Annotated in this window: 9 protein-coding genes; 4 read left to right on the forward strand and 5 right to left on the reverse strand. The window is 44.9% G+C overall.

Annotated features, from left to right (window positions below; translation table 11 throughout):
* Positions 1–67 precede the first annotated feature (67 nt).
* Together F461_RS18410 and F461_RS0101870 are read right to left on the reverse strand one after the other, a co-directional pair.
* Complete coding sequence (locus tag F461_RS18410; RefSeq protein WP_019999463.1) at positions 68–5068, reverse strand: response regulator; 5001 nt, start codon at positions 5066–5068, stop codon at positions 68–70.
* A 179-nt stretch (positions 5069–5247) separates the two neighbouring features.
* On the reverse strand, positions 5248–5970 hold the full coding sequence (locus F461_RS0101870) for a substrate-binding periplasmic protein (protein ID WP_019999464.1): 723 nt from the start codon (positions 5968–5970) through the stop codon (positions 5248–5250).
* 476 nt (positions 5971–6446) lie between these two features.
* Here F461_RS0101870 and F461_RS0101875 point away from each other — a divergent pair, with 476 nt between their 5' ends.
* The 4 genes from F461_RS0101875 (at position 6447) to F461_RS0101890 (ending at position 9965) form a co-directional block, all read left to right on the forward strand.
* A complete protein-coding gene (locus F461_RS0101875) occupies positions 6447–7214 on the forward strand; it encodes a rhomboid family intramembrane serine protease (protein WP_019999465.1) in 768 nt (255 codons plus the stop codon).
* A 137-nt stretch (positions 7215–7351) separates the two neighbouring features.
* Positions 7352–8149, forward strand: a complete 798-nt coding sequence (locus F461_RS0101880; RefSeq protein ID WP_019999466.1) for an ABC transporter ATP-binding protein — start codon at positions 7352–7354, stop codon at positions 8147–8149.
* A 2-nt stretch (positions 8150–8151) separates the two neighbouring features.
* The gene (locus F461_RS0101885; protein ID WP_019999467.1) at positions 8152–9312 is read left to right on the forward strand and encodes a SufB/SufD family protein; all 1161 of its coding nucleotides are present in this window, start codon (positions 8152–8154) and stop codon (positions 9310–9312) included.
* Positions 9313–9470: 158 nt separating this feature from the next.
* Positions 9471–9965 carry a hypothetical protein gene (locus F461_RS0101890; RefSeq protein ID WP_019999468.1) on the forward strand — a complete coding sequence of 165 codons (495 nt, stop codon included), beginning with the start codon at positions 9471–9473 and terminating at the stop codon, positions 9963–9965.
* A 158-nt stretch (positions 9966–10123) separates the two neighbouring features.
* Here the strand turns inward: F461_RS0101890 and F461_RS0101895 are convergent, their stop codons facing one another.
* The 3 genes from F461_RS0101895 to dksA form a co-directional block, all read right to left on the reverse strand.
* Positions 10124–11092, reverse strand: coding sequence for an NAD(P)-dependent alcohol dehydrogenase (locus tag F461_RS0101895; protein ID WP_019999469.1), 969 nt, complete (start codon positions 11090–11092; stop codon positions 10124–10126).
* A gap of 106 nt (positions 11093–11198) precedes the next feature.
* The gene (locus tag F461_RS0101900) at positions 11199–12797 is read right to left on the reverse strand and encodes an NFACT RNA binding domain-containing protein (RefSeq protein WP_019999470.1); all 1599 of its coding nucleotides are present in this window, start codon (positions 12795–12797) and stop codon (positions 11199–11201) included.
* Between the two features lie 6 nt (positions 12798–12803).
* A complete protein-coding gene (gene dksA, locus F461_RS0101905) occupies positions 12804–13166 on the reverse strand; it encodes an RNA polymerase-binding protein DksA (RefSeq protein ID WP_019999471.1) in 363 nt (120 codons plus the stop codon).
* Positions 13167–13493 lie beyond the last annotated feature (327 nt).

Genomic DNA, 13493 nt, shown 5'->3' on the forward strand with positions numbered 1-13493 from the left:
ATAAAATCGCGCTCATTTCAAGTAAAAACTAGTTTTACCTCTTCCTTCCGATTCTATAACGAAACTTTTATGCGGAAAGTCTCTCTACTCCCGCTTCAAGTTCTTCCAATAACGCTAATGCATTTTCAAAATCATAGTCACGCACCATACCGGCCATATTACGGACAAGCTCCTGTAAATCAGGGTCGCCTCCCATATGATGCTGAATATCTTCAATCAAATCCACAGCCTCTGTATCATCATCATCCAACAAGTTACGTAATTGTACCAATTCCCTCTCTATTACCTCTTTCGAGAGCTGAACATCAGAAACAATAGGAGTAAGTACAAGTTTATTGCGGATATCATTTACGGTTGCAGCCAAAGTAGCATCAAGAGAATTAACTAATTGGCGCTGCATGGCAGGGGCATTATCCGCCATAATGTTTGCTTCCAGTTCTGTAGCAAGCTTCTGAATCCTCGTTGCACCAATATTACCCGCAACACCTCTAAGAGTATGTGCCTGCCTGCTTGCCGCTTCAATATCGCCTCGCTGCAATGCTTCGCTTATAACAGCGATGTCATCTGCCTGTATTTCAGCAAAACGTACTAACAACCGCCGCAACAAATCTTTGTTTTGCTGGCAAATGGACAAGCCTTTTTCAACATCCACACCGATAATATCCGGTAACTCATCACCCGAGTCGGAATCCTCTACACTCACCTGTACAGCCAGTTTAGGCGTAATCCAGCGTGCCATTTTTGAAAACATGTCAAGAAGTTCCAGCGGCTTGGAAATATGGTCATTCATGCCGACTGCAAGTACTTTTCTTCTATCTCCAACCATCGCATTTGCTGTCATCGCAATAACTGGCAATGCAGCAAAACGAGGATCTTCCCGCAGCCTACGGGTTGCTTCATATCCGTCCATCACCGGCATCTGACAGTCCATCAAAACACCGTCGAATGATTTTTCTTCCAGAATATCCAAGGCTTCCTGTCCATTTGTAGCAACAGTAACCGCCATTCCGTTAGACTCAAGCAGTTCAACAGCAAGTTCCTGGTTCACCTCATTATCTTCAACTAACAAGATAACCGCACCGGCTAGGTGCTGTACGGCTGCATTAATAGCACGTTTACGCCCTGTATTACGCTTTTCGGTCACATTCGGCACGCCTTTAATGGAAGCAATCGCCTGCAGCAATGGATTCTTAGTTAATGGCTTAGTTACACAGGCATCAATAATACCCTGCTCCGCTGCATCCGTTGCGGCTTCACGACCAAAAGCTGTTACCATGATCAAATCCGGACAATGGTCTGGCCCATACTGTTCTTTGATCAACGTCGCTGTAGTGATGCCATCCATATCCGGCATACGCCAGTCAAGGAAGATCATTTCATACTCTTCTGCCTTTACAGACTGTTTGACCATTTCGACAGCGTCCATGCCGCATTCTACTGCATCAGCTATATATCCGAGTTCAGTTAACAGCGAACAAAGAATCTCACGCGATGTTTTACTGTCGTCGACCACAAGCACGCGAGCACCGTCAGACAATGTAATCGGTATTGGCTCTTCCAGTTCATTGACTTTCAAACGCACGTTAAAGGAGAAGGTTGCCCCTTTCCCGTATTCGCTTTCAACCCAGATCTCTCCCCCCATTAACTGGGCAAGTCTGCGGGAAATAACAAGCCCAAGGCCTGTTCCGCCATATCTTCTGGTCGTCGAGGTATCTGCCTGAGAAAAAGATTTAAACAGCTTAAAAATCTGTTCGCTATTCATACCAATACCGGTGTCCTGAACAGAGAATAACAGTGTTATCTCACTAGCATTTAAATCTTCTATCTCAATTGTAACGACAACCTCACCTTCTTCTGTAAACTTAACCGCATTGTTACCGAGGTTGATCAAGATTTGTCTCAGGCGCATCGGGTCACCGATCAGCTTTCCCGGAACCTCAGGACAAACTTTAAAAAGCAATTCAAGTCCCTTTTCCTCAGCCTTCAGTCCCACAACCCCAGCGACATCCTGCATTACATCTTCAAGATAGAAAGGCACCTCTTCTATCTCCATTTTGCCAGCCTCAATCTTAGAAAAATCAAGAATGTCGTTAATGATGCCGAGCAATGAATACGCAGCCCTGTGTACTTTTTCGATGAAGTTGCGCTGACGTCTGGTCAACTCTGACTGTAATGCAAGGTGGGACATGCCAAGAATTGCGTTCATCGGAGTGCGGATTTCGTGGCTCATATTCGCCAAAAATTCGCTTTTTGCGTTAGACGCCTCTTCCGCTGTAATTTTTGCAGATTCGAGTTCCTGTTCCATCCGCTTACGCTGTGTAATATCTGTAAATACAATTACACAGCCTTGAATTTCCTCTTCATTGATAATGGAGCGACACGAAAATTCCACAGGAAAGGTATGGCCTGACTTTGTTTGAAAAAATTCATTTTGATCAGTGGTCATCTGCCCGAAATATAAGGCGTTATAGATAGAGGCCTGAAGGAGACAACAGGTCTTACATTCATCAGCACAAAACCAAATATTCTCAAGAATCTTTTTGCCGACAATGTCATCATCAGTATAGCCAAGCAACGACAAGGCAGCATCATTCGCAAAAACAACCTCTCCTTGCCTGTTGAACCCCAGAAGCCCCTGACCGACAGATGTCAAAATCAAACGCCATTGCTTTTCAAGCTCCTGCAGATCCTGTGTCCGGTCAAGAACCTTACCCTCTAACTCTTCTTTGGACTGCAACAGGCTTATATTAGCTTTTCTGCCAAGGTGTAGGGTGAACAAAATGGACGGAATAGTAAACGAAAGCATAAGGAGCATGATGACAACCACACTATACTTTAACCGCGTATACTGTTCTAACAAGTCTCCTGCACGAACTTCAGCAACCAGTCCGATATTCAGCCCGGGGATCCAGCGAGCCAGTCCGTACACTTTTTCATTGCGAGCATTGCGATATCTGACAATACGCATTCCGGACTGTTTGGATACGTCATCCATTTTTTCAACAGCAAAAGGAACATCACCCCCTACAAACGCGCTCAAATAATTCTTCGAAAGATCTTCATCCACGGATGCCCCTGGAGTGCTCCGCGTATATAAAACTTGCCCCTTCCGGTTAACGGCAAAAATTTCACTCTGCTGTTTTGCAATATCCTCTTTTATTGATGAAAAGTAGAAACTATCATCAGCATCAATCTGAGCTGCAATAACCGCTATAGGCTTTCGTTTAGAATTTATAACAGGCATAAGCAGAAACGTCCTACGTTCGTTTAGCCCTGTTTCGGGGTCTGCATAATGGCAGGGAGGAACAAACACGGTCTGTCCTGCAAGAGCTTTCTGAAATAACTCAAAGTGTCGTTTTACCATACTCGAGTACTGGTCCTTTTCATCTCCGACGAGCAGCTCCCCCGTTACAGACAGTAACGCTCTGGAATTCTCTCCCGAAAGGACTCCATATTCTTTCCAGTAATCTTCTAACGAATGCAACGCACGCGTATACTCTAAAGAATCTCTGTTGTCCGAAAGAGATGTCACATGATCAACAAGTGCAAAAAACAAGGGTCTACCTATCATGTACTGAAGAATATGCGAATGCACGTCAATCAGACGCAGCAACCGGGACTCGGTAACCTCAAGTCTTTCTTCTAAAAAATGCTCTTCTTTCTGAAGAATATCTTTCTTGCTCTCTGACAAAATGAACCATGACGTTCCGAAACAGAACAATACAAACAGTGCAATGGCAATCCACAGTGCCCGTGCAAAATTAAACGAACCGAGGACAAGCCCTTCAGTATGTTTTGTATGTTTGTTCAATTCGCGGCCAATAAAAAACAATGAACACAAAAAAACAAGAAACAACACAAACAACAACGCTATGCTTCTTTCGAAAGAATTTTTTACAGGCTGGTGTTGCATCACTGCATTGGGTGAAAGGACGTAATTCTGTACTATTTCATTTTTTTCAGCCGCGGTTAGTGAAGAAAGCATTTTTTCTGTAATAGAATACAGATACGGTTCACTTTTGCTTGTCATAAACTGCAAAGGCTGAGGTGTGAACTCTTCTTGAGGGATAGCCCTTATACCGGTTAACGAATTTTCTTTTTGCGCATACAGAACCGCCATATGGGCATCCAACAACGCATCAACGTCATTATTTAATACTGCGGCAATGGCGTCGACCAAACTGGGCATCAAAACCATATTAATACCGGGGAAGCGTCTTGGGAGTAACTCTTCCATAAGATACCCTTCCACTACAGCAACTCGTTTCCCGCGCAGGTCACTCATGTTCCTTATGGAATAGTCGTCCTGCCTGACAAACAAAAAATCTCGAACAGTCATAAAAGGCGTTGTAAAATCCCCATAACGTTCGAGAGATGAATGATAGTACATGTCAGGAATAAGATCGATTTCACCCCGTTTAAACTTATCCAGAAGCTCAGAAAAAGTTCCTCCGATAAATTTGAAACGTATAGGAAACTGCTTGAACATTTTCGCCATGAGATCAACAGCAATACCTCTGGGCTCACCATTAGAAGCAAAGAAGTTAAAAGGCGGCCACTGTTCTATACCAACACGTATTACTGGATTTTGTTTTACCCATTGTTTTTCTTCATCTGTCAGCAGTACCCCTCTGTCGCTGGCAGGCCCAGCGGGAAGAGCTTGATAATAGAGCTCCAGCCTACCAATTGTGCTGTCGTTATAGACAATTGATGCCGTATACTTAGGATATTGCTCTGCAGATACTGGAATTTTTTTATTAAAAACAGGCTCTTGGCGAAAACTGAAGTAGGTAAAAAAAGGCTCATTGGTAACGGTATCTACAACCCGTAAAGCCTTAATCTGCGGTGTTCTTTTAATTATGACAGAAAGCATTCCCTCTAGTTGTCTGTCATCAAGATTATACAAAAAGACTGCGCTTATCTGCGATAACTCTGTCGCAAGATCTGAACCATTTTGAGCAGCTCTAACGATAACATCGTCTGAATGTGCTTCGGCAACAGAGACAGGCGCAACAAGCATAATAAGCACAACTGCCCACATAAAAAGACTTTCAAAATATTTTTTCAAAACTCTCTATCCCCCGCAGGTCTTGTCTCTGGAACATTATATGATACAAGGTTGTTGCCTTCTGAAACAACGTTAATGCAGCACATTAAAAATATCTTTAGGTCAAAATAAAAAAGCACAAGCATGAAAAATTAACACACTATCCATAACAATTTTTCTGCTACTTATTACGCAAGAATCTACTTATAGCACTCAAGGATAGCAGCAAGCCGACCACTGTCTTTCATTCTCTGCAGTGCAGCGTTAAATCTTGGGAGTAAAAATTCATACTGCTTATTCAACCGAATAAGCTTTAAATGAGATGAAACTGCCTGCCCTGCAACAATGTTATATGAATGGCCAAGCATGAGATAACGAAAAATATCATCCGGCATCATAGAATAATGGCAGCGTTTTTTATCTATCATTTGTAAAAGTTGTTCCTCAGAAAGAAAGTTCTGCCGCTCTTCAAATATATCTGGATAATGAAAACCGAGTATTCCGCAAAACTTGCTCCCAATGGGAATATTTTCCTCTCCATAAAAACGTCCCAGTGCAGCATTAGAGACATAGACGTCCTTGGTCTCCATAAATGAGTCCGTGTATACTGAATTCGTTACTTCAGCCGTCCGTTGCCGCCACTGAGGGCTAATCCCCATTTCCACGTCAATCTTACCAACAATCATGTACAGTCTAAGACGCGCTTTGGGCAGAGCCTTATACGAAAAGAAAATTCCTGTTTCTTTCGTAATCTCATCTAAGACATCAATAAAAATGCCTTTGTAACCACCAGTGTTATCCTTCCAAAAATATGGTGGCCTATCAGCATTCATCAAGCCTACAACAAGCGAGCACGCATGTGATTCAACTGCAAACGTACAGGCATACAGTGCCACCATAAGACACAGCAATAAACGTTTCATTGTGCCCTCTTACTCGTCACGTTAGTAACAAAAGCTACAACAACTCTACAAACACAAGAGGAATATCGATCCATTATGCAACTCTTACCTCTCAATATTTATGTGGCAATTTTCATAGACACACTCACACTAAGAAAGACTATAAATCTCTCTCTGGCAAGAGAAAGATGTAAGCACTCACTTTTTAAAGTGCGTATACACGAAAACCGACATGTAAAGACTTTTACAAATGCAATAAGCTTATAGAAACACTTGCCGTCCCATTTTTTTTTACTTTACATAATGGTGTACATAAATTCACCAGATTATCAAAGAGCTAATCCCAAATAACTGTACAAATTATTTCCAACACATCACTACATCTTATCGACCGCATTACGGTTACACTTTACTTTTAGCCAGACCAAACATCTAATACAGACTGAGTCTGTTCCAATTTTACTGGGCATCACAGTAAGATTAGCTTATAGTTAACTATGATTCCTATTCACGACTCAATACCACGCGTCCATACGCCATACATGCTGTATACGATTATTGCGGTGTGTTTTGGTATTTTTTTATTAGAAAGACTTCTTCCAGTCTCTCAACTAACAGAATTTTTCTATGTCTATGGTGTTGTACCTGCACGTTTTACAGACCCGGTATGGGCAGAACGTATGCATTTCCCTTCTGATGCAGAGTATGTTTTTATTACACACCTTTTTATCCATGGTGGATGGGTACATTTAATTCTAAATATGTGGTTTTTGTGGATCTTTGGGGATAATATTGAAGATGTAATGGGGCCGTTACGTTTTCTATTCTTCTACCTTACGTGTGGTGTTGTTGCTATCCTCATCAATATTGCATTCACACCAACAAGTGTAACACCTGTTATAGGTGCGTCAGGTGCCATTGCAGGAATTATGGGAGCATATTTTTTACTTTACCCGCATGCAAGAGTACTCACGCTTATTCCGATTGTGATTATCCCCTTTTTTTTCTACCTGCCTGCAGTCTTCTTTCTACTGCTATGGGTGGGGATACAGCTTGCACTCGGCATTGCAGCATTAAGCGGTCATGCCAGCACCTCCGTAGCCTGGTGGGCACACACCGGCGGTTTCATATGCGGCATTCTAATTTTGCCATTATTCAGGAAAAAGAACCGATGCTACTATTGTAAAATACCGGAGGGAACACCGCCTGTTCGACCACAGCTTCTAACCCCGAAACCAAGCGAACTGCCCCCCCCGGAAGAGTGATTAGCCACCACTTACCAACCTTTAAGAATTAATTCGCAACTCAAAACACGATTGACTTGAGCCGATTGATACCGCATAACGGGACGTCAGTTACATTAGACGTGACTAAAAAAGAATCCCGTAAGGACGGTTCTCTCATGCTTGAAATAAAAAATCTTCACGTTAACATCGGCGATAAAGAGGTTCTTAAAGGAATTGACCTTATTATCGAAGACGGTGAAACGTTTATTCTGTTTGGCCCAAACGGTTCCGGTAAAACCACACTGCTTATGACCCTTATGGGTTTTGGTAACTACACAGTTACTAAAGGGCAGATTATTTATAAGGGTCAGGACATTACATACGCTCCAATGTATGAACGTGCCCGCCTTGGCATTGGCATGTCCTTCCAGCGCCCTCCTACCATTCACGGTCTCAAAACCAGCCACCTCGTACGTATGTGCGGTCAGGGACGTGAAGTTGATGTTGAAGGCCTTGCTAAAAAGGTTAACTTCAGCAACTTCCTCGAACGCGACATTAACGCCGGCTTCTCCGGTGGTGAAATCAAGCGTTCCGAAATGCTTCAGCTGATGGCACAGCGCCCTGATCTGGTATTATTTGACGAACCTGAATCCGGCGTTGACCTTGAAAACATGGCTCTCATCGGCAAAACTGCACGTAACTTGCTCGATGGCCTTGCAGAAGGCTGTACCATGAAAAAGGCAATCAAGCGTTCCAACACTTCCGGCCTTATCATTACCCACACCGGTCATATTCTTGAATATGTGAATGCAGACCGCGGTCAGGTAATGTACAACGGCAAACTGTGCTGTGAAGCAAATCCGCGCGACATTCTCGACCATATTTCCCATCACGGTTATCAGGAATGTTTGCGCTGTCTTTCCGCTGAAACCGGCGAGATCCTCGACCTCTCCAGCTTTAACGAGGCATCCTAACCATGAAAAAAATAGATCTTTCCAAATACAATGCCGAAGGTGCTACTGAAGCAGCTATCCCGGATTTCTCAGGTTTTTCTGCTGAAGACAAAAAACGCCTCCTGTTTGCAGGTATTGATGTAAACAATCCGAGTGATTCCGGCGCATTTATGCACCTGAACCACTCCGGCGTTCACTGCAAGACCCATCGCGAAGGTCTTGAAATCATGGATATCAAAACGGCTCTTAAAGAGTTTGACGGTCTCCCTGAATACTACTGGCAGCTTGTTGACAAAGACAAAGACGAATTTACAAAAGCAGCACATGACCATTTGCACGGCGGATACTTCATCCGTGCTAAAGCTGGTACAAAAATTACTGAACCTGTTCAGTCATGTCTTTTCATCGACAAAGCCGGTATCACTCAGAACGTCCACAACATTGTTGTTGTAGAAGAAGGCGCAGAACTTCATATTATCTCCGGCTGTGCAACTGCACACGATGCCAAAGAATCTGCCCACCTCGGCATTTCCGAGTTCTATGTTCACAAAGGCGGCAAGCTTACCTTCACCATGATTCACAACTGGAGCGATGACACGGCTGTACGTCCACGCTCTGCCGGTGTTCTGGAAGAAGACGCTGTCTTCCTTAGCAACTACGTTCTGCTTAAGCCTGTTAAAGACTTGCAGATGTACCCGAAAATTACCCTTAAAGGTGAAAACTCTGTTGCACGATTCAACTCTGTAATCGTCGCTCCGGAAGGTTCCTACATTGACTGCGGTAACCGCATTGAGATGCAGGCACCTAACACCCGCGCAGAAATCATCGCACGCACACTTACCACCGGCGGTACTATTATCAACCGTGGTTACATTGGTGCTGACGCCGTGCCTGCCCGTGGTCACCTTGAATGCAAAGGACTTATCCTCGGCGGCGGCCGTATTCATGCAATCCCTGAACTTGATACTGATCAGGACGGCGTTGAGCTTTCCCATGAAGCTGCCGTTGGTAAAATTGCTCAGGAAGAAATTGAATACCTCATGGCCCGCGGATTAGACGAAGATGAAGCAACCTCTACCATCGTTCGCGGCTTCCTTAACGTGAACATGGAAGGTCTTCCTCAAGAGCTTCAAGACGCTATTGAACAGCAGATTGACGAACTTGATGCAGGCGACGCAATGTAACCTGCTATATTCATAAAGAATAAAAAAATCCCTCTAAAGTGGTACTTTAGAGGGATTTTTTTGTACAATTTCAACCAGACTATCTAAAAATAACTATCCTAAAAAAGCAGCGCTGCTCGATGCAGACTGCATTATAAAAAACAACAGGAGCTTTTCTCGTGAAGAAACTTGCAACCACAGTCTTTGCTGTCATCTGCACATACATGCTGTGCTTCAGCCTGCCTGCATACGCCAACGAAAAATGTATCAACTACGCTAAACCGCTTGCGAGTTCTGCCCGCCTGCTGGCCAAATCAATTGAAGCAACAACCGAAGCGCTTGTAGCCATTAATAAACGAGCCAATACTCACGAGATCACATCATTCAATGACACTGTTGAGGCTGCACAAAAACGCTCAGAACAGATGGTACGAGATCTGAACGAAAAGCAGCAACATATTATGGAACGTGCCGAATCAACCACAGACTATACAATCTGCAAACAAGATATGCAGGATGAACTTGAAGAATTAAAAGCTGCAACAAAAGAAGCAAAAGACTTGCTGATTGAGCTGAAAGACTCCATCAAAAGCATGCTAGAGGAATTAAAAGGATCGTTCTTCGGATTATTTAACAAAGAGGACAACAAAAGAAAGGATGCAATCACAATATAAATAGCAGCGCTAGCGACTGCCCGGAATTCCCCCAGCACTCCACGTGCATCAAAATGAATTCCGGTATTCAGACAGGAAAATATAAAAAGCCTGTCACAGAAGGAGTAGCAACGGAAGCCAGAAAGAGTGGCCCTGTCATGGAACTATAGAGCATGCCGCTATTCCATTACGAGAACTCTGCGGCCTGTGATTTTATTATTCTGTGGCATAAATTCGTTTCGGGCTTCTAAAAAAGGCGAGGCGCTTCCCACAACAGGTTCCAGCTTTTCCTCATCAAAAAATGCGGCAATATTCTTAAGAGCCAGACAGTTACCGTGGGACACATACAAGTATTTAGACTTTTTGGCTGTAAAGAATGAGGAAACAATACCGAAACGGTCACGCTCCGGATGCGTTGTGATATAAACACCTTTCGAAGTAAGGTGCGGATTCATAGTCTCAAAATCCCAGATGCCTGCCACGTCAAAGACCACATCAAAGGTTTCTTCAGAATGCAAAATTTCCTGCCGCGTATACTCAATAAAAGAATCAACACCCAGACGAAGCAATGCATGCTGATGCCAGAAACGCCCCTGTGCTGTAATCTGAGCACCAAGCATTTTGGCAAACTGCACAGCATACACACCAACCCCGCCAGTGGCACCGCTTAACAGAATACGCTGCCCAGCTTTCAGATTGGCGAGCTCCTGCAATGCACGCATGGAAGTCATGCACCCCACGGGGACGGTAGCAGCCTGCGCATACGTAAGCTTAACAGGCTTATGGCTTATCATCCGCTCAGGGACGCAAACAAACTCAGCATGGGTAACACCTCCCTTGCGAAAGTCTGTGTACCCGAACACATCGTCGCCTTCTTTAAAATACTCACCAGCAGTAACCACAGTGCCGGAAAATTCCACACCGGTAATCACCCCCCGCTCGGTACGCCGCCTCTTTGTACGAAAACCCAGATCTTCTGCTTCGAACAACTCTTTATCGCGTCCGCCAATAGACGCAGCACGCACGCGTGCAAGCACCTCGCCCTTCTCGGGCACAGGTACCGGGCGTTCCTCAAAGGCGATCCGTTCTTCAGGCGTACGTTCTGGATATAAGACCATGACAGTCATGGTCTGCTGATGAGATGACATATGCGAAACGACTCCTTGTAATACGTTTTCGCACCACACAGCTATCAGCTTACCCAACGTTGCGACATATAAGCAGTATATTTCGCAACATACCGAACAATACTACCTAGAGACCTGACCTTAACGTTTCTTCGAGCTCTGGTCTGAGTTTGACAAGAAGAGAGCCTTCAGACTCTGCATGCACTGTACCGGCAGCAGCGCCTTTTATTTTACGGACGTTCTTTACACGGGCAAACATAATGCGCGCCTGTTCATCTTCCCGCTGCCAGCTTTTTACACCGACAAGAATCGCAGCCTCTTGCAAAGTCTGCTCAGGAACCTGCTGGTCCGGATAGTCCAAATGGAGCACAAGGTGTGCACTCGGACCGTCTTCCGCATGAAACCACAGATCATAGGATGAGACTCTGTTCAGAAGTTCATGATTCCCCTGTGCATTACGCCCGCGGAGCATCAGAAAACCATCTGAGCTTCTGAAACGCTGGATGAACTTATCCTTCGCCTGCCGTTTCTGCTGGCGTTTCAGCGCACCGCCTGTGAGCTTCTGCTCTGTCTGAGACTTCGGCACTTCACCTTCGCCGCGCTGCAAACGTGAATACTGCATTTCCAGCACCTGCCTTCGTTCCGCAAGCATATCCATACCGCGTTTTCCACGGGCTGCCTGCTTAAAGAGGTATGCCATATTTTCACGGATAGTCTTACGCGGATCAAGGGTAATGGTGCACTTGTCACCAGCGGTCAAACCGTCAATACCTTCCGGTACTGTCAGGCTGATAGAGGAAAGCTTACGGTCTGCATCAAGCTGCCACAGGCACGCCTGCAACAGCACTGCATGCTGCTGCCCTGCAATCATGCGTTCAAGACGGGCCTTTTCCTGATCCAATCGGGCAAGCGTTTTCTTAGTACGCTTTAGCGCAGCAACCACAGGCTTTGCAGAGGTTGAGGCTTCAGCCTGTGCCAATTCTGCAAACAGACGCATTTCACCCACGGCTGTGGCTGCCTCCATGGCAGAGGCTACAGTTTTCTCTTCACGCTTACCGCGAACAGCCTCCGGCAATGGCCAGACATATGCATCAGCAGGCTTGCCATCCTTGAAGTAAAGATAAACCTCTCCAAGCTCAGCCAGATCTTCCTGCGTCGCTACAGAACCGTATCCATACTCCAAATCAACAAACAATGCCTGCGCGTCCATAGGATCATCATGAATCAACGCTGAAAGTGTCTTCCGTAACGGAGGTGTCAATTGCGGATAGCTGCTCCACACCTCACTGCTTGCCAATACATGCGGCAAGTCTTCAGGTTCACACCATACAGGCTCATAACCTGACCATTCCGGCTCTTCTTTTGTAATGAAGACACCATTACACAAATCAAGCACAAGCCACGTTACAGGGGTTGTTGTAAGCGGAAAAGCAATACGGCGGTTACACCAGTCCACAACGGGAGTACCCAGACGTTTACCGGCTGCATACTTTCGCAGCCACATTGATTTTGCAGAGGGGGTATCGGGATTTACAGGACGCTTGTCACTGAGAAAAAGGAGGGGGAAACGGCGACCGGCCTGAAGCAGAAGATTCTGCTTCCGGCCGGCGCGGTGAATTACTATTGTAGTGGTATCGGAGGCTGGCTGAAAAAACTTTTCAATACGGGCACCAGTAAGGTGCACAGCAAGTTCTACGCACAACCGCCGAAAAAAATGTGCTTCCATTGCGTACTAGTCAGCGCGCTGGCGCTCGTCCTCTTCCTGCTTGCTTTTGCAGTTAATGCATAGCTTCGTAACAGGACGTGCTTCCAAGCGTGCAATGCCGATATCTTCGCCACATTCATCACAAATGCCAAAAGAACCTTCATCAAGACGAGTAATGGCAGAACGAATTTTCTTAATAAGCTTACGCTCGCGGTCACGGATACGTAATGTAAACGCGCGGTCAGATTCAGCGGTGGCACGGTCTGCAGGATCTGCAAACATTTCATTGTTGTCAGTCATATCATCAAGGGTCGCATCGCCCTTCTGCTGAGCCTCTTCGAGCATCTTATTCAGAAGTGCACGGAAATGATCAAGATCTTTCTGTTCCATGTATATCCTCCTCGGCATCTATCAAACAGAGGCCGTCACTCTCATAACATAACAGTCAAAACACACTGCATATAACGCCAAGAGTATGGTCGTATGCCCTTACCATAAAGAAGAACATTCCAATAAACTAAAACATCTCAAAAAGCAAAGCTCTCATTGCGTGTTATATGACTATTACTATTTTTATCTTATATCCCATAAATGTAGCCCCTGATAGCCAGCTTACCATTATTAATGAACATATTAGCCGGTTAGGTTGAGTTAATAACATGTACCACAGGTCACCCCCGCAGTAAGCCGGTTATCATAAACAGGAATACCTTTTTA

The sequence above is a fragment of the Halodesulfovibrio aestuarii DSM 17919 = ATCC 29578 genome (assembly GCF_000384815.1).
Lineage (GTDB): Bacteria > Desulfobacterota > Desulfovibrionia > Desulfovibrionales > Desulfovibrionaceae > Halodesulfovibrio > Halodesulfovibrio aestuarii.